This is a genomic window from Arthrobacter sp. L77 (assembly GCF_000816565.1).
Classification (GTDB): Bacteria; Actinomycetota; Actinomycetes; order Actinomycetales; family Micrococcaceae; genus Arthrobacter_D; species Arthrobacter_D antioxidans.
The window spans coordinates 461,642-479,154 of sequence record NZ_JWSU01000001.1 but is presented as its reverse complement, the minus strand read 5'-3'; the positions used below and the strand labels follow the sequence as shown (position 1 = coordinate 479,154).

At 70.4% G+C, this 17,513-nt stretch carries 12 protein-coding genes and 1 tRNA gene; 7 read left to right on the top strand and 6 right to left on the bottom strand.

Translation table 11 applies throughout. The features are described from left to right. Positions 1 to 189 precede the first annotated feature (189 nt). The 6 genes from RY94_RS02300 (at position 190) to RY94_RS02275 (ending at position 7,421) form a co-directional block, all read left to right on the top strand. Positions 190 to 2,307 (top strand): TPM domain-containing protein, encoded by a 2,118-nt coding sequence (locus tag RY94_RS02300; RefSeq protein WP_043441078.1) that lies wholly within the window; start codon positions 190 to 192, stop codon positions 2,305 to 2,307. Between the two features lie 59 nt (positions 2,308 to 2,366). Beyond that, positions 2,367 to 3,164: a PspA/IM30 family protein gene (locus tag RY94_RS02295; protein WP_043441077.1), complete on the top strand. Its 798-nt coding sequence runs from the start codon at positions 2,367 to 2,369 to the stop codon at positions 3,162 to 3,164. A 135-nt stretch (positions 3,165 to 3,299) separates the two neighbouring features. Further along, complete coding sequence (locus tag RY94_RS02290; protein ID WP_043441076.1) at positions 3,300 to 4,691, top strand: cryptochrome/photolyase family protein; 1,392 nt, start codon at positions 3,300 to 3,302, stop codon at positions 4,689 to 4,691. A gap of 416 nt (positions 4,692 to 5,107) precedes the next feature. Continuing rightward, the gene (locus RY94_RS02285) at positions 5,108 to 5,536 is read left to right on the top strand and encodes a DUF7144 family membrane protein (protein ID WP_043441075.1); all 429 of its coding nucleotides are present in this window, start codon (positions 5,108 to 5,110) and stop codon (positions 5,534 to 5,536) included. Positions 5,537 to 5,653: 117 nt separating this feature from the next. Beyond that, positions 5,654 to 7,051 (top strand): hypothetical protein, encoded by a 1,398-nt coding sequence (locus tag RY94_RS02280; protein ID WP_043441074.1) that lies wholly within the window; start codon positions 5,654 to 5,656, stop codon positions 7,049 to 7,051. Continuing rightward, positions 7,044 to 7,421 carry a DUF1622 domain-containing protein gene (locus RY94_RS02275; RefSeq protein WP_052273833.1) on the top strand — a complete coding sequence of 126 codons (378 nt, stop codon included), beginning with the start codon at positions 7,044 to 7,046 and terminating at the stop codon, positions 7,419 to 7,421. Before RY94_RS02280 ends, RY94_RS02275 begins: the two co-directional genes overlap by 8 nt. Positions 7,422 to 7,543: 122 nt before the next feature. Here the strand turns inward: RY94_RS02275 and RY94_RS02270 are convergent. The 3 genes from RY94_RS02270 to RY94_RS02260 all read right to left on the bottom strand — a co-directional run bounded on the left by RY94_RS02270 (position 7,544) and on the right by RY94_RS02260 (position 12,041). Beyond that, positions 7,544 to 7,617 (bottom strand) — tRNA-Met (locus RY94_RS02270). 67 nt (positions 7,618 to 7,684) lie between these two features. Next, positions 7,685 to 10,624, bottom strand: coding sequence for a UPF0182 family membrane protein (locus tag RY94_RS02265; RefSeq protein ID WP_043441450.1), 2,940 nt, complete (start codon positions 10,622 to 10,624; stop codon positions 7,685 to 7,687). A 322-nt stretch (positions 10,625 to 10,946) separates the two neighbouring features. Then, positions 10,947 to 12,041: a YlbL family protein gene (locus RY94_RS02260; protein ID WP_043441069.1), complete on the bottom strand. Its 1,095-nt coding sequence runs from the start codon at positions 12,039 to 12,041 to the stop codon at positions 10,947 to 10,949. Positions 12,042 to 12,402: 361 nt separating this feature from the next. Between RY94_RS02260 and RY94_RS02255 the strand changes: the two genes are divergently transcribed. Continuing rightward, positions 12,403 to 13,842, top strand: coding sequence for a zinc-dependent metalloprotease (locus RY94_RS02255; RefSeq protein WP_082046001.1), 1,440 nt, complete (start codon positions 12,403 to 12,405; stop codon positions 13,840 to 13,842). On the opposite strand, the gene RY94_RS02250 is transcribed toward RY94_RS02255, so the two are convergent. From RY94_RS02250 to nudC, 3 genes are all read right to left on the bottom strand, one after another. Beyond that, positions 13,839 to 14,330, bottom strand: a complete 492-nt coding sequence (locus RY94_RS02250; RefSeq protein ID WP_231554382.1) for a M48 metallopeptidase family protein — start codon at positions 14,328 to 14,330, stop codon at positions 13,839 to 13,841. The genes RY94_RS02255 and RY94_RS02250 overlap by 4 nt on opposite strands. 70 nt (positions 14,331 to 14,400) lie before the next feature. Then, positions 14,401 to 16,506 (bottom strand): ATP-dependent DNA helicase UvrD2, encoded by a 2,106-nt coding sequence (locus RY94_RS02245; protein ID WP_043441062.1) that lies wholly within the window; start codon positions 16,504 to 16,506, stop codon positions 14,401 to 14,403. Further along, the gene (gene nudC / locus RY94_RS02240; protein WP_043441059.1) at positions 16,506 to 17,462 is read right to left on the bottom strand and encodes an NAD(+) diphosphatase; all 957 of its coding nucleotides are present in this window, start codon (positions 17,460 to 17,462) and stop codon (positions 16,506 to 16,508) included. The genes RY94_RS02245 and nudC overlap by 1 nt, the downstream gene beginning before the upstream one ends. Between the last annotated feature and the right edge of the window lie 51 nt (positions 17,463 to 17,513).

The following is a 17,513-nucleotide window of genomic DNA, read 5'->3' as shown; positions in this document are numbered from 1 at the left end:
CGGAGCGGGAACGCGCCGCCGTCGGGCGTTCACCGGGGATGCGCCTTTCGCTAGGGGCATAGGTGTCGGTGGTGGACGCTCCCGCACCCCAACCATAGAATCGGGAAGACAGGGAGCCTCCGGCATCCACCGGCCTCAGTCCTGGGACCGGACAGGTCCGGAGGACGTGCTGAAGGGTCGAAAATGCGAATGATGAGCAGGCGCACCCGCGTCTCTGCTGTCCTGGGTGCCATCGTGGCGATCCCGCTGGTCTCGGGGACGGCGGCCTTCGCCGACGAACCGATCACCTTCCCGTCCGGGGACTACGTGATCGACAACGCCGGGGTGCTCAGCGCGGAGGAGGAGAGCGAGCTCGAAGCAGCCGTCGCAGACCTGCAGTCGTCGCAGGGGTTCACCCTCCGGGTGGCCTACGTCGACACGTTCGAGAACCCGAGCAACTCCGGGCAGTGGGCGGAGGAGGTCGCCATCGCGAACGCCTCGTCGGCCGACGAGGCCGTCCTCGCCGTCGCGGTGGACCAGCAGGAGGTCGGGCTCGTCGCCGGAGAGCAGTCGGGCGTCTATTCGTCCGTCCAGGAGATCCGGACGAGCTACGTCATCCCGGAACTGCAGGCCGATGACTGGCTCGGAGGCGGCCTCGCCGCCGTCGAGGGGATCGACCAGGCGCTCGCCGGCGGCACCGGTGGCTCCACCGGCGGCGGGACGTCCCCCGACGGCAGCGGTTCGGGTGGCAGCGGCCTCGGCGGCCTCGTGCTCGTCGGCGGGCTCGTCGCCGTCGCGGGGGCCGGCGGCTACATGCTGCTCAAGAAGCGCAGCGCGGGCAGCGCCCAGCGCAAGCGCGAGGAATACGGGTACGGGCCGGTGCCGTCGGCAGAGGGCGAGATCGTGGACCCGCTCGCGGCCCTGAGCGTGGAGGACCTGCGCAAGCGGGCCGGCAGCCTCCTGATCGCCGCCGACGACGCCATCAAGTCCAGTGAGCAGGAACTCGGCTTCGCGGAGGCGCAGTACGGGGCCGAGGCCATCGCCACGTTCTCCCAGGACATCGCGACCGCGAAGCAGCACATGGGTGAGTCCTTCAAGCTCCAGCAGCAGCTCGACGACCACATCCCGGACACCGAGGAGCAGCAGCGCCAGTGGCTCGGGGAGATCATCCGGCGCTGCGAGGACGTCAATGCCTCCCTGCAGGAGCACAAGGAGGACTTCGACGCGCTGCGCGAACTCGAGCGGAACGCCCCGGACGCCCTGCTCCGTGCGCAGTCCGCGGCCGACGAGGCGCGCCGCCGGTTCTCCGCGGCCGAGCAGACCCTGAGGACCCTGCAGGGCCGATACCTCGAGTCCGCCACCACCCAGGTCTCGGACAACATCGAGCAGGCACGCGAGCGCCTGGCCTTCGTCGACAGCGCGGCGACGGAAGCACGGTCGCGGATGGCGCAGGACGACACCGGGCGTGCCGTCGTCGCCGTCCGCGCCGCCGAGGAGTCCGTGCACCAGAGCACGGTCCTGCTGGATGCGATCGACAAGCGCGCCGAGGAACTGGCCGGCGCCGAGCGCGAGCTCGACCGCGCGCTGCCCGACACCGAGCAGGACCTGGCGCAGGCCCAGGCCATGGACCGCGCCGGGCAGTACCGGGACCTCGCGGGGCCGATCGCGGCCCTGCAGTCCGCCGTCGCGACGGTGCGGCAGGAGCGGCAGAACGGACGCAGCAATCCGGTGGCGCTGCTGCAGCGCCTGGAGGCGGCCCACGCACAGCTCGACGCCGCGCTCGGCGGCGTGCGCGACCAGGCGGAGAACACCCGACGCGCCCAGGACGCCCTTCAGCACGCTCTGATCGCGGCGCAGTCGAGCATCTCCGGGACCGCCGACTACATCCGCGCACGTCGCGGCGGGGTAGGCAGCGAAGCCCGGACCCGCCTGGCCGAAGCCGAACGCAATCTCGACTACGCCGTCGACCTCCAGCGCTCGGACCCCGTGACCGCGCTGTCCCACGCCCAGCAGGCCACGATGCTCGCCGGCCAGGCGGCCCAGCTCGCCGAGCAGGATGTCGACGGCTTCGGCGGCGGCTTCGGCGGCGGCATGGGCGGCAGGTACGGAGGACGTGGCGGCGACGGGATGGGCGGTGCCCTGCTGGGCGGCATCCTGCTCGGCGGCCTGCTCAACGGTGGCGGCTTCGGCGGCGGGCACCACGACGGCGGCGGCTTCGGAGGCGGTTTCGGCGGCGACGGCGGGAGCTTCGGAGGGGGCGGCTTCGGCGGCTTCGGCGGAGGCGGCGGCGGTTTCGGGGACTTCGGCGGCGGTGGCGGCGACTTCTAACCGCCGATGCCCCTCCCCAGCAGGACACACGACCATGCGCAGAATCGAAAGGGAAATCAATGGTAAAGCAGTCGATATTCGGCAGGATGGCTCAGCTCACCCGGGCCAACATCAACGCGTTGCTCGACCAGGCGGAGGATCCGCAGAAGATGCTCGACCAGATGGTCCGGGACTTCACCAACAGCATCGCCGAGGCGGAGAGCGCCGTGGCCCAGACCATCGGCAACCTGCGGATGATGCAGGACGACTACAACGAGGACGTCGAGAACGCCCGCAGCTGGGGCAACAAGGCCCTCGCCGCCTCCCGCAAGGCCGATGAGTACCGCGCTTCGGGCGACACGGCCGACGCCCAGAAGTTCGACAACCTCGCCAAGGTCGCCATCCAGCGCCAGATGGCGTCGGAGAACGAGGCGAAGGGCGCCGAGCCGACCATCGCGTCCCAGACGGAGATCGTCGAGAAGCTCAAGAACGGCCTGAACCAGATGCGGGGCAAGCTCAACGAGCTGACGGTCAAGCGTGACCAGCTGATCGCCCGCTCGCGCACCGCGCAGGCCCAGCAGCAGGTGCACGACGCCGTCAAGAGCATCGACTTCATGGACCCCACGAGCGAGGTGGGCCGTTTCGAGGAGAAGATCCGTCGGGAGGAGGCCAAGGTCCGCGGCCAGCAGGAACTCGCCACGTCGAGCCTGGATGCCCAGTTCGAGAGCCTCGAGGACCTCGGGGAGCAGACCGAGATCGAAGCCCGCCTCGCGGCGCTGAAATCCGGCTCCGGGTCGCAGTCCGCGATCGGCCAGGGCGCCGACAGCGATGCCGACGCCGCCGGCGCACCGGCGACGAGGAGCGAGACCACCTACTGATCCGCTCAGGACCGGCTGCGGATCAGTAGCCGGTCAGGAACCAGGTGGATGACCGGGGGACCGCAGCCGACCGGGCTGCGGTCCCCTGTCGCGTCCGCAGCCCGGACTGTCGGAGCCCACCGGTAGATTGGGCGCATGGCTGTGACTCTGGTGTGGTTCCGCGACGACCTTCGGATCTCCGACAACCCGGCACTTGCCAGGGCTGCGGAGCAGGGCGACGACGTCGTCGCCTGCTATGTGCTCGATGACGGGACCGACGGCATCCGCCCGCTGGGCGGCGCATCGCGCTGGTGGCTCCATCACTCGCTCGCGTCCCTGGCCGAATCCCTCACCGACCTGGGGATCCCCCTCGTCCTGCGGCGCGGGGCAGCGGCGGAGGTCCTTCCGCGGCTCGTCGAGGAGTCCTCGGCGCGGACGGTCCTCTGGAACCGGCGCTACGGTCTGGTCGAGCGCACGGTGGACGCGACGCTCAAGGCCTCGCTCACGGACCGGGGGGTCGAGGCCACCAGCTTCCAGGCCAACCTCATGTACGAGCCCTGGGAGGTGATGTCGGGCGCGGGCGAGGCCTACAAGGTGTTCACGCCCTTCTGGAGGGCCTGCCTCACCTTCCGCACCCCCCGCACTCCCCTGCCCGCCCCGACATCCCTCAGGGGCCCGCAGCTGGCCTCCGACGACCTCGACACCTGGGGACTGCTCCCGACCACGCCCGACTGGGCGCAGGGCCTGCGGGAGACCTGGACGCCGGGAGAGGCGGGCGCCCACGCCCGCCTCGACGACTTCCTCGACGGCGCCGCCCATGGCTACAAGGACAACCGCGACCTCCCCGCGGTCCAGGGCACCAGCATGCTCTCCCCCCACCTGCGGTTCGGCGAGATCAGCCCGTTCGAGGTCTGGCACGCGGCCCAGGACCACAAGGACAGCTCGACGGCGGAGGACATCCGCGTCTTCGGGTCGGAACTCGGCTGGCGCGAATTCAGCTGGCAGCTCCTCTACTTCAATCCCGAACTCGCCACCGTGAACTACCGGCCCGAATTCAACGCCTTCGCCTGGGAGAGCTCCACGCAGTCGGAGCTGGAGGCCTGGCAGCGCGGCCGCACCGGGTATCCCCTGATCGACGCCGGCATGCGCCAGATGTGGGAGATCGGCTGGATGCACAACCGGGTGCGCATGGCGACGGCGTCCTTCCTCATCAAGAACCTCCTGATCGACTGGCGCGTGGGCGAACGGTGGTTCTGGGACTGCCTCGTCGACGCCGACGCGGCGAGCAACGCAGCGAGCTGGCAGTGGGTGGCCGGATCGGGGGCTGATGCCAGTCCCTACTTCCGGATCTTCAACCCGGTGCTGCAGAGCAGGAAATTCGACCGCGAGGGACGGTACCTCCTCCGCTTCGTCCCCGAACTCGCGGACGCCGACAACATCCACGAGCCGTGGAAGGGGGCGGCCCCCGGCTACCCCGAGCCCGTCGTGGACCTCAAGGAGAGCCGGGAACGGGCCCTGAGCGCCTTCAAGGCCCTCTCGCAGGGCTGAGTACGCTCCTCCGTCCCGTCGTCCCCGTCCCCGCCACCTCCGGCGGCTCCGCGATGCCGTGGCAGGTCGCGGCGGGACACCCCGACGTCCGGTCCACCCGATGGTGGGCCGGACGTTCCTGCGTGCGCGTCGAAGCCAGTCCTCGGGGTAGCCGCCCACGTCCCGTCGTGCGACGCATCATCCGGCAGGGATGACCCCCTCAGGTCCGCCGTCCACGAGACCGTCGTCGTCCCGCCGGACACCGTCCGGATACTCACCATCTTGGGGTGATGTGTGCGCAGCTCCCGTGCGGGATTCTCTGGGTGTACACACGGTCCGCGCGGCCCGGCCTCGGGCAGGGTCACGGTGGACTGCCCGCAAGGGCAGGACCGACAGTCAATGCCCCCCCCCGGGGGCCCGACAAAGGAGCAGTCAGCATGTCAAACGACAGCAGGACCTCGACCACCCATCTCGACCACCAGCGCAGCGAAGGAGCTGTCGGGGTGACCGTCCTCGCCGGCACCCTGATGATCATGATCGGTGTCTTCCACGCCTTCCAGGGCATCGTCGCACTCCTGAACGACACGTTCTACGTCGTCCTGCCCGAGTACGTTCTCGCGTTCGACATCACCACGTGGGGCTGGGTCCACCTCATCCTCGGCCTCGTCGTGGCGTTCGCCGGTGCGTCCCTGTTCCGGGGCGCCACCTGGGGCAGGACCATCGCCGTGATCATGGCCTGCATCAGCATGGCCGTGAGTTTCGTGTGGATGCCCTACTACCCGCTGTGGAGCCTCACCGTCATCGCGCTCGACATCTTCGTCATCTGGGCGGCCGTCCTCCACGGGCGCGACATCGTCGAAAACTGACCAACCGGGTCCACCCCGGTCCAAGCGCACTCCCCCGGCCCGTACCGCCCGGGGGAGACCGGCGCGGATCCGAGGCGTGCTCCCACGCCATCCTCCGACTCGAGAGGCGTATCGCCGATGGATGTCACCGAGACCCGAGACCAGGAAATCGCACGGCTGTCGGCGGAGGTCGCCAGGCTGCAGTCGCAGCTCCAGACCGACTCGCTCGAAGCGCCACCCCCGGCACCCGCGCGGCGCGCCCGACGGGGACGCGGGCGCGCGTTCCTCGCCGTGGTGCTGATCGCACTCGGGGTGCTCCTCGCCCCACTCGCCGTCTGCGCGGCGTGGACGAAGGCCGAGGTCACCGACACCGACCAGTTCGTCGCCACCGTGTCGCCGATCCTCGACGACCCGGCCTTCCAGGCCTACCTGGTCGACGAGATCACCGCGGCCATCAACGAGAGCGTCGACATCGAGACGCTCACGTCCGACCTGTTCGACGGGATCGCCACCCTCGACCTCCCGCCCAGGGCCTCCGACGCACTCCAGCTGCTCGAACAGCCTGCCGTGGCGGGGGCCCAGTCGCTGATCCGCTCCACGACCGAGCAGCTCATCGCCTCCGACGCCTTCGAACAGGTGTGGGACCAGGCGCTGCGGAGCAGCCACAGCGGACTGACCGGCGCCCTTAGCGGCGACACCTCCGGGGCCGTCGTGATCAGCGACACGGGCGAGGTGGGCATCCAGCTGGGGCCCATCATCGCCGCGGTCAAGGAGCAGCTGACGGCGCAGGGATTCGCACTGGCAGACCGCATCCCCGCGGTCGACCGCACGATCGTCGTCGCGCAGTCCGACGAACTCGCCCAGGCCCGCACGGCCTACCAGGGGGTCGAGGTGCTGGGGTTCGTGCTCCCCTGGGTGAGCATCGGGCTGCTCGCCGCCGGCGTCCTCACCGCGAGGAGGAAGGCGAGGGCACTGATCTGGGCCGGCCTCGGCCTGGCCGTCGCGATGGTGTTCCTCGCCCTCGGCGTGGCCATCGGACGGATCGCCACGGTCGCGGCGATCTCACCGCAGTACATGCCGTCGAGCGCGGCCGAGGCGATCTACGACGCCCTCGTGCCCCTGCTCTACTCGACGGCCCTCGCCGTCGGGGTGGCGGGTGTCACCACCGCCGTCGTCGCCTACCTCGCCGGACCGTTCCACGGTGCCATGGTGGTGCGCCGCCTGACGGTCGACACGGCCCGACGGGTACGCGCGGCGGCGGAGGGCAACGGGGCGACCACCGGCCGGTTCGGCGCGTTCCTCTACCGCGCCCGCCGGTACATCCGGATCGCGATCGCCGTCGTCGGCGCCGCGATCGTGCTGTTCGTGCGGCCGCTGACGCCGGGGGTGACCCTCTGGACGGCGTTCGGCGCGCTCATCGCCATCCTGCTGCTCGAACTCCTGCAACGGCCGCCGGCGGTCGACGTCGACGTGCGGGTCGACGGCGAACCCGTCGTCGGCATGGCCCCACCGGCGAGGGATACCGAGCGTGTTTGAGGAGATCGTCGGCGTCTGGGTCCTCGTCATCGAGACCGTCGGCGCGCTGATCATGATCGTCGGCGCCGGATTCGCCCTCGTGGCCGCGGTGCCTTCGATGCGGCGCCCGGAGAGCCGTGGGAAGGCCTACGAGCGGCTGCGGCGGAACGTGGGCCGCGCGATCCTCCTCGGGCTGGAGGTGCTCATCGTCGCCGACATCATCCGCACCATCCTCGTCGACCAGACCCCGCAGAGCGTCGCGGTGCTCGGCGGCATCGTCGCGATCCGGATAGCGCTCAGCTTCTCGCTCGAGGTGGAGATCGACGGCATGTGGCCCTGGAGCAAGTGGCGCGTCGCATCCGTCCGGTCCCAGGACACCTCGCAGGGCTGACCACGGTGTCGGCCGGGTCCCGACACCGATCGGACCGCCTGCACACCGTGCCCGCCACGGCACCGGCACCCGGGAAAGCAAGAAGTCCGGCCCACCAGATGGTGGACCGGACTTCTCTTCCGTTGCGGGGACAGGATTTGAACCTGTGACCTCTGGGTTATGAGCCCAGCGAGCTACCGAACTGCTCCACCCCGCGGCGTGTAACTAACGTTACCGGCCGCGGGGTGGAGAAGCAAATCGAGCGGCTGCCCGGGGTGACCGGGCTACTGCCCGCCGGCGGCCGCGGCGCGCTCCTCGGCGTCGAGCGCCCGCTGGATGGCCTGCTCCAGGCGATCCTGCGCCTGGCCGTAGGCCGTGAAGTCGCCCGACTCGAGGGCGGCATTGCCGTCCTGGATCGCCTGGTTCGCGTCATCGAGCGCCGCCCGCAGGTCGGCGGCCGGGTCCCCGGTCGCACCGCCGGGGGTCCCGCCCTCGGACGGCGCCGGCGTGGGCGACGGCGCCGCTTCCTCGCCCTCCACCGGAGGCGCTGCCGGATCGGCCGGGGTCTCCCCGACGTTCTCCTGGTCGCCGGTCGTGGCACCGGAATTGCCGCCGAACACCTGGTCCAGTGCCTCGGCGAGGGTCGGCGCGAACCCGACGGTCTCCCCGAAGCTCACCAGGACCCGGCGCAGGACCGGGAAGGACGAACTGCCCGAGGACTGCACGTAGACGGGCTGGACGTAGGCGATCCCGCCGCCGATCGGCAGCGTCAGGAGGTTGCCGTTGATGACCTCGGACGCACCCTGCCGGAGGAGGTTGAGCTCCTGCGACACGGTCGTGTCCGAGTTGAAGAGGTTCTGGGCCTGCCCGGGGCCGACCACGGAGTCCTGGCCGGAACTGTCGAGCAGGGTCAGCCGGCCGTAGTCCTCGTTCTTGACGCCGTCCTCGCCCGTGCCGGCATCACCGTTGGCGGCGAGGAAGCCGTACAGCACGTTCCTCGGCGTCTGGCCCACGGGCACGTAGGGGATGTACGGCGTCGTCAGGGAGAACGCCGCCTGCTCCTGGTTGGGCATCTGGAGCGTGAGGTAGAACGGCGGCTGCCGCGGCGTGGACGCCGTCGTGGCGCTGTCCGACGCCGCACCCGGGTCCGCGGGGACGCTCCACGCCTCGCTGTTGTTGTAGAACGCGTCGGTGTCGGTGACGTGGTAGCGCGCCAGGAGTTCGCGCTGCACCTTGAACAGGTCCTCGGGGTAGCGGACGTGGGCCATGAGGTCGGCCGACATCTCGCTGTAGGGCTCGAGGGAGGACGGGTACACGTTCTGCCAGGACTTGAGCACGGGGTCCTGGTCGTCCCACGCGTACAGGGTCACGGAGCCGTCATAGGCGTCCACGGTGGCCTTCACTGCGTTCCTGATGTAGTTGACACGCTCGGCGGGCAGCGCGGTGGCCAGGCCCTCGGCGGTCTGCGCATCCTGCGTCGCCTGCTCGAGTTCCTGCTGCATCGAGTAGGGGAAGCTGTCGCTGGTGGTGTACCCGTCGATGATCCACTTCACGCGGCCGTCGACGATCGCGGGGTAGCTGTTGCCGTCGAGCGTCAGGTAGGGAGCGACCTTGCGGACGCGGTCCACGGGGTCGCGGTCGTAGAGGATCTGCGAGTCGCTGTTGACCTGGTTGGACAGGAGCAGGTCCGTGGACTGGAACTTCAGGGCATAGACGAGGCGGTTGAACGTGTTGCCGACATTCGGTCCGCCGTCGCCGTCGAAGGTCGTCCGCGATTCGGTGTCGGAGTTCTCGTTCTGCGGGCGGTCGATCTCCGCGGGGGCCTCGCCCTCGGGCGCTCCGACGACCGAGTACTCGGGGGATTCCTCCCCGAAGTAGATGCGCGGCTCGTAGGTGGACTCGTCGCCCAGCACACCCGTGGACGGGATGCCGGACTGCAGGAAGGACGGGCGGCCGTCGGGTTCGACGGTCGACCCGGCGGCGGCGACGACACCGTAGCCGTGCGTGTAGAAGACGTGCTCGTTGACCCAGCCGTCGGGTACACCGTTGGTGTCCAGTTCACGCACCGCGATCACGGTGTCCTGGACCTCGCCGTCGATCTCGTACCGGTCGACGTTGAGGGTCTCCGGGAACTGGTAGTACTGGCGGAACTGCTGGAGCTGGCTGAAGGCGTCCGAGACGAGGTTCGGGTCGAGCAGGCGGATGTTCGCGGTGGTCTCGCCGTCCTCGTTCAGGGCGCCTGCCGTCGGGATCGACTCCGGCGCGTACGCCTCGACGTCGACCTGGTCGAGGCCGTAGGCCTCGCGGGTGAGCTGGATGTTCCGTTCGATGAACGGCTCCTCGAGGCTGAGCTCGGAGGGGCGCACCTGGAAGCGCTGGACGACCGACGGGTAGACGCCGCCGGCGAGCAGCGCCGTGATGATGAGCATCGCGGTGCCGATCAGCGGCAGCCGCCAGCGGCCGACGAACGCCGAGGCGACGAACAGCGCGGCGACGATGATCGCGGCCACGGCGAGGATGGCCTTCGTGGGGATGACCGCGTTGACGTCCGTGTAGAGCGCGCCGGCCCAGGTGCCCTGGTTCAGCAGCGTGTCGTACCGGTCGAGCCAGTAGTTGATGCCCTGCAGCACCAGGAAGAGTGCCGCGACGACGGCGATCTGCACCCGGGCCGCCTTGGTGGTGAACAGGCCCTTCTCCTCCAGGCGGATGCCGCCGTAGAGGTAGTGCGTGAGGACCGTCGCGATGGCGCTGATGATGACCACGCTGATCAGGAACCCCGTCACGAAGTTCAGGAAGGGCAGCGTGAACATGTAGAAGGCGTAGTCCAGGCCGAACTCCGGGTCCTGCCGGTTGAACGGCTCCTGGTTCATGAACAGCAGGACCTGCTGCCACTGCGAGGAGGCGGCCGTGCCCGCGAAGGCACCGAGGACCACGGGGATGCCGAGCATCAGCAGGCGGCGGATCGGTTCGAGCTGTGCCTGGTACCTGTTGAGGTTGTCCTGGATGGCGCTGTCCGGCGCGTAGATCGGCCTGTTGCGGAACGCGATGCGCAGGCTGAAGTACACGGCCGCCGCCATGACGAGGAACGCGACGACGAAGAGGAGGATGCGCGTCAGGTTCTCGGTCACGAAGACCTCGAGGAACCCGAGCTGGTTGTACCAGAGCACGTCCGCGTAGACCTGCGACAGGTAGACGAAGGCGATGACGATCACCGCCACGACGATGATCGTCGGTATCAGCGGACTGCGGCGCCTGCTGGTCGTTCCACGTGCTGGGCTCGGGCTACTGCCGAACGGACGGTCTGGTCCGGATGTCACATCTACCTCATCGTTAGCTGCTGCGGGTCACGCCGACCGGTCTTCCGCGTCGCTCCCGAGCCCGGGCTCGGGCAGGGGAGAGCGCGCAGTCAGGCCCTTCGTGATTTCATTCTGCCCTGTTCACGTTCGGCCGGACCAATTAGGTTCCCGCCCAGCGTCGAGGGGGCGGGGATCGTCACCGAACCGTGTCGTCCCGGGCGGTCGGGCGACGCCGACCCGTGACGGCGGTTCAGCAGGAGGGCACGGCGGACGCGTCCCCGCCGGCTCCCAGTGTCTCGACGGCGTCGACGGCGTCCTCGAGTGTCCCGACCTTCACGACCGTCAGGCCGTCGGGGATGTTGCCGACCACCTCGTCGCAGTTGTCGGCGGGCGCCAGGAAGTAGTCCGCCCCGCCGGCGCGGGCTCCGACGAGCTTCTGGGCGATCCCGCCGATCGGGCCGACGACGCCGGTGGAGTCGATCGTGCCGGTGCCGGCGAAGTGCCTGCCGCCCGTGAGGTCGCCCTCCGTCAGGTTGTCGATGATCCCGAGGGCGAACATGGTGCCGGCCGAAGGGCCACCCACGTTGTCGAGCTGGATGAACACGTCGAAGGGGAAGTCGAACGTGGAGGCGAGCAGGATACCCAGCTGGAACTCGCCCTCGTCCGATTCCTTCGGCGTGACCGTGACCTCGGTCTCCGCGCCGTCCCTGACGATCCCCAGGGTGGCGGCAGCGCCGCCCGCCTCGGCCAGCACGCTGCGGAGGGTCTCGATGTTCTCGACCTCGCGCCCGTCGATGGTGCGCAGGATGTCCCCGACCTGCAGGACACCCTCCGATGCCGACTCGTCCGCCAGCCCGGCGACTGACAGCTCCTCGGTGTACTCGATCCCCTCGTGGGAGAGCGCGGCGGCGATCGCCGACTCCTGCGAGGACGTCATGGCGACGGCGTTCCGCTCCTGGACGTCGGAGGAGGTGGTTCCTTCCGGGTAGACCAGCTGCTCCGGCAGGACGTTCTCGTCCGGATCCACCCAGGCCCGGAAGGTGTCGAGGACGTTCACCCGGCCGTTCGGACCACCGCTGACGAGGACGGTGGTGAGATCGAGCTCGCCCTCCGGCGGGAAGCTCTCCGTGCCGTCCACCTGGATGAGCGCCTGGCCGTCGATCTCCCCGATGGTGTTGAAGGTGGGACCGGGCGACTCGATGATGTAGGGCGAGGGCAGCAGCACGGCGGCCGCGCACAGGACGACGGCGAGGCTCCCGGAGACGGCCATGGCACGGAAGCGAGGATCCCTGGGACGGGCGGGTTCCTCGGGGCTGTACGTCTCGAAGTGGACAGGCTGCGTCACTGTGCTTCTCTCTGTAGGCGCGTGCCGTGCGACGGCGCGGTCAGCGCCTCCCGGCTTACCTAGAGTAGACGCTCCGGCCGGCGTCGATCCGGGAGGATGCCGGGTGTTCGCCGCCCGGCCCTCCCACCGGCGTCATGGAGCGCCGCCCGGGGCCGGGGCGGGCTTTGCCCTCAGCGAACGACCGACGGCTCGAGGGACAGCGGCAACGCCGTGCCGGTAGCGTGTCTTCAACAGCCGGCGGGAGCGGGACCCCCCTCCTGCCCGGACCCGAGCGACTCCCCCAGGACCGGTGGTATCAGTGACCAACCCATCCAACCCCTCGAACGACGACGACGACACACCCCAGGACCCGCTGTCCGAGATGCTGGCGAAGATGTTCGGTGGCGGGGCCGGAGGCTTCGACCCCCAGGAGATCGCGAAGGCGGCCGGGCTCCCCTCCGATCCTGCGGCGATGGCCATGATGATGCAGCAGGTCCAGGCGATGTTCTCCGCGCCGAGCGAGGGACCCGTGAACTGGCAGATGGCCCACGATCAGGCGCGGCGGGTGGCGGCGTCGGACAACGACCCCTCGGTCACCTCCCTCCAGCGCCGGAGCGTCGACGAGTCACTGAAACTCGCCGAGCTGTGGCTCGATCCGGTGACCGAGTTCCCGAGCACGGGACAGCTCGGCCGTGCGTGGTCCCGCGCCGAATGGGTCGAGGCCACCATGGCCACCTGGCGGCGGCTCACCGAACCCGTGGCGACGAGCATCGCCAAGGCCCTCTCCGACGCCATCACCGGGCAGCTCCCCGACGAGATGAAGTCGATGATGGGCATGATGGGCGGCCCCGCCTCGATGCTCCAGAACGTGGGCGGCGCGATGTTCGGGATGCAGCTGGGGCAGGCCGTCGGCGCGCTGTCCAAGGACGTCGTCGGATCGACGGACATCGGGGTCCCCCTCGCCGACGGGCGGATGGCCCTCCTCCCGGCCAATGTCGCGGCGTTCGGTGCGGGACTCGACATCCCCGAGCAGGAGGTCCAGCTCTTCCTCGCGGTGCGCGAGGCGGCCCACGTCCGGCTCTTCACGCATATCCCCTGGCTCACGGGCCACCTCCTCGGCAGCATCGAGCGCTATGCCCGGGGGATCCACATCGACATGGGCAAGATCGAGGAAGCCGCCCGCGACATCGACCCCACCAACCCCGAGAGCCTTCAGGGCGCCCTGTCGCAGGGCGTGTTCATGCCCGAGAAGACACCCGAGCAGGACGCCGCCCTCGTGCGGCTCGAGACCACGCTCGCCCTCGTGGAGGGCTGGGTGGACGAGATGACCGCAGCAGCGGCGGCGAACCTGCCGTCGGCAGGCGCGCTGCGGGAGATGCTCCGGCGCCGTCGGGCCACCGGGGGTCCGGCCGAGCACGCCTTCGCGTCGCTGGTGGGCCTCGAGCTGAGGCCGCGCAGGCTGCGCGACGCCGCCGCCCTGTGGTCCCTCCTCACCGAGGAGCGCGGCATCGAGGGGCGCGACGCCCTGTGGCAGCACCCCGACCTCCTGCCGACAGCCGAGGACCTCGACGATCCCGCGGGCTTCGCCGGGCGCCGTCGACTGCTCGACTCCTCCGACGCCGACGTCGACGCGGCCCTCCAGCGGCTCCTCGCCGGAGGCTTCGAGGACGACGGCGACGCCGCGCGGTCGACCGGCCCCGACGGCTCTGCGCCTGACAGCCCTGCGTCTGACAGCACATCCGACGACGGCTCGAACGGGCAATCGGACGGTGAGCCGGACGACGGCTCCGACGGCGGGGCGCGGGGCGATTCCCGCTCCTAGAACTCCCCGGGCGTTCCTGTGAGGTTGCGGTGCGCGGCGAAGGCTGCGCCGTCGAGGAAGGCCTTGGCCGTCTCGGTACTCGGATAGGCCGAGAGCAGGTCCCAGAACACGGCATTGTGCGAGGGCTCGATCAGATGTGCCATCTCGTGCAGGATCACGTAGTCGACGACCCATTCCGGCATGCCCTGCAGCCGGTGCGAGAGGCGGATGGAACGGTGCGCCGGGGTGGCGGAGGCCCACCGCGTGGTCTGGTTGGTGACCCACCCGATCGTGGACGGCACTCCCCTGCCGCCGAGGTACTGCCGCGCCAGCGCCTGGGCCCTGCCCTGCAGCGCAGATGCGGCCGCGTCGTCGTCGACGGCGGGGCGGGCGAAGTACTTCGCGGACATCCGCTCCACCATCCGCTCCACCCACTGGCGCTCCTGGCTGGGCGAGAAGTGACCCGGGATGGACACACGCAGCACGCCGTCGCGGATGTCCGCACTCACCGTGCGCTTCCGCCGCGCCGACCGCCTGACCTCGACCGGAAGCCGCGAGGGGTGCGACGGCCCGCCGGTGTCAGGCGCTGTCACTGATGATCTCCAGGACCGCCTCACCGTACCGCTCGAGCTTCGCGGAGCCCACGCCCGCGAGGTCCCCGAGTTCATCCAGGGTCTGAGGGCGCGCCTCGGCGATCGCCACGAGCGTGGCATCCGTGAACACCACGAAGGCGGGGACGTCCTTCTCCTTCGACTCCGCGAGCCGCCAGGCCCGCAGCGCCTCGAACGTCTCCTCCTCGTAGGTGGCCGGGCAGTCGCTGCAGCGACCGATCTTGCGCTCGGCGCCCGTGAGGAGGGGCCGCTTGCACACCCGGCAGACCGCCGGAGCGGAGGACTTGCGGCCGGCCTTCGCCCGTGGCTGACGGAACGACGCCTGGCCGGCGGTCGCGGGCCGCAGCGCGTCGAGGAAGCGCGAGGGCTTCCTCGTGGCACGTCCGCCCGGGGACCGCGAGGTGGACCAGGACATCGACAGGTGGATCCGGGCGCGCGTGATGCCCACGTACAGCAGCCGCCGCTCCTCGTCGACCCCCTCCTGGGTGTCCGCGAACGAGATGGGCATGAGCCCCTCGCTCAACCCCACCAGGAAGACGGCGTCCCATTCGAGGCCCTTCGCCGAGTGGAGGGAGGCGAGGGTGACGCCCTGGACGGTCGGGGCGTGCTGCGCCGCGGCCCGCTCCTCGAGCTCGGCGACGAACGTCTGCAGCGTGAACGCCTCGCCGCGCACCCTGCTGAGCTCGTCGGCGAGGCCCACGAGGGCGGCCAGCGATTCCCATTTCTCGCGGACGGCGCCGGAGTTCTGCGGGGCGACGGAGGTGTAACCGAGGGACGCGAGGACGTCGCGCACCTGCTGCGGGACGTCGTCGTCGCCCTGGGTGCGCGCTGCGGCCCGGAGCTGCAGCAGCCCGTCGCGGACCTCGCGTCGCTGGAAGAACCGCTCACCGCCGCGCAGCTGGTAGCCGATGCCGGCGCTCGCGAGCGCCTGCTCGTAGGCCTCGGACTGCCCGTTCGTGCGGTAGAGGATGGCGATCTCGCTGGCCTTGACCCCCTCACCCAGCAGGACGCCGATACGTCGGGCGCACTCCGCCGCCTCGGCGTCGTCGTCGGTGCACTCGGTGTACACCGGCTCCGGGCCGGCGGGACGCTGCGCGACCAGTTCGAGCGGGGCCGACCAGGTCGTCTCGCCCGCGCGCCGGTCCACCTCCGTGCCCCGCGCGGCGAGCAGCGTGTTGGCGGCGCGCACCACCTGGGGCGTGGAACGGTAGTCACGCACCAGCCTGACCACCTGCGCACCCTCGTAGCGCTTGGTGAAGTCGAGGAGGTGGCGTGAGGTGGCCCCGGTGAAGGAGTAGATGGTCTGGCTGGCGTCGCCCACGACGCACAGATCGCGCCGCTCGCCGAGCCACAGGTCGAGCAGGCGCTGCTGGAGCGGAGAGACGTCCTGGTATTCGTCGACGACGAACTGGCGGTATTGTGCCCGCACCGTCGCCGCCACCTTCTCGTCCTCCTCGAGGATGGCGACCGTCGTCAGCAGGACGTCCTCGAAGTCGATGAGGTTGCGGTCGATCTTCAGATCCTCGTAGGCCGAGAAGATCCGGGACACCGTGATGAGGTCCATGCCCGCCGGTTCCGCCCGGCCCGCAGCCGCCGCCGTGTAGGCGTCGGGCGTGAGCATGGAGACCTTGGCCCACTCGATCTCCGCGGCGACGTCGCGGATCGCCGCGCGATCGGTGGACAGACGCAGGCGGCGGGCCGACTCCGCGATCAGCTGGGCCTTGTGGTCCACGAGGGCCGGCAGGGGCCCGCCGACGGCCTGCGGCCAGAAGTACTGCAGCTGCCGGAGCGCCGCCGCGTGGAAGGTCCGTGCCTGGACCCCGCCGGCCCCGAGGTCCCGGAGCCGCGTGCGCATCTCCGCGGCGGCGCGCGCGGTGAAGGTCACGGCGAGGACCTGCTGCGGTTTGTAGACCCCCGTGTGCACGCCGTACGCGATGCGATGGGTGATGGCCCGGGTCTTTCCCGTGCCCGCTCCCGCGAGGACGCACAGCGGCCCGGACAGGGTGCTGGCCACGGTCCGCTGTTCGTCGTCGAGTCCCTCGAGGATGCTGTCCTCGAGCAGTTGTCCTGACACTAGGGACGCGCCCCCGACGGTTCCTCGTCCAGCGGCCCGCCGTACCACCGCTCGATCATGGCCCGCGCGATGGAGACACCGCCCGCCACGACGATCTTCTCGTCGCGCACCTCCGCGAAGAGTTCCTCACGCGTGAACCACCGCAGCGACCGCATCTCCTCGCCGTCGGGTACGGCGTTCGTGTGCGCGGCCCGCGCGGTGAAACCGAGCATCAGGGACGCGGGGAACGGCCAGGGCTGGGAGCCCAGGTACTCCGGTGACAGGACCTCGATCCCGGATTCCTCGCCGACCTCGCGGACGACGGCGGCCTCGAGGGACTCGCCGGGTTCGACGAAGCCGGCCAGCGTCGAGTAGCGACCCTCGGGCCAGGCGACGGCGGAGCCGAGCAGGATGCGGTCGTCGTCGTCGATGACGGAGACGATGATGGCGGGGTCGGTGCGTGGGTAGTGCTCGGACCTGTCCCGCGGGCACCGGCGCACCCACCCGGCGTGGCTCGGCACCGTGGCGGCACCGCAGCGGGGGCAGTGGGTGTGGGTCGCGTGCCAGTTGGCGATCGCGGCCCCCGCCACGAAGAGTCCGGTGTCGCGCGCGTCGAGCGATGCCGCGATCTCGCGCAGGCCGAACCACTGGTCGAGGGGCGCGACGGCGGCGTCCTCCTCCTCGAGGACGGCGAGGACGACGCGCCGTCCGGCGTCGGCGGACCCCTCGTCGACGCGGCCCAGGTAGACGACCACGTCCGGGCGGGCCAGGTCCGCGGGAGCCAGTAGACGGAGGGCGCTGTCGACGACCGGCGCCTTCCCCCGGGCGAGGGGCAGGACCCGTGTGTCCGCGGACGCCCACAGGTCCTCGAGGAAGTGTTCGGCGGTCCGGGCGTCGCCGTCCCGGTCCGTGGCGGCACGCGACAATGGTAGCGATCCGAGGGGAGGGAGCACGAGGGTCCGGAGGGGATCGGTCATGGTTCTACGGTACGTTCTTGCACTCCCAAAACCCATTCACCGGAACGCCGG

Coding starts and splice junctions, on each gene's coding strand:
- RY94_RS02300 (WP_043441078.1), top strand. CDS start 190: ATGATGAGCAGGCGCACCCGCGTCTCTGCTGTCCTGGGTGCCATCGTG.
- RY94_RS02295 (WP_043441077.1), top strand. CDS start 2,367: ATGGTAAAGCAGTCGATATTCGGCAGGATGGCTCAGCTCACCCGGGCC.
- RY94_RS02290 (WP_043441076.1), top strand. CDS start 3,300: ATGGCTGTGACTCTGGTGTGGTTCCGCGACGACCTTCGGATCTCCGAC.
- RY94_RS02285 (WP_043441075.1), top strand. CDS start 5,108: ATGTCAAACGACAGCAGGACCTCGACCACCCATCTCGACCACCAGCGC.
- RY94_RS02280 (WP_043441074.1), top strand. CDS start 5,654: ATGGATGTCACCGAGACCCGAGACCAGGAAATCGCACGGCTGTCGGCG.
- RY94_RS02255 (WP_082046001.1), top strand. CDS start 12,403: ATGCTGGCGAAGATGTTCGGTGGCGGGGCCGGAGGCTTCGACCCCCAG.
- nudC (WP_043441059.1), bottom strand. CDS start 17,462: ATGACCGATCCCCTCCGGACCCTCGTGCTCCCTCCCCTCGGATCGCTA.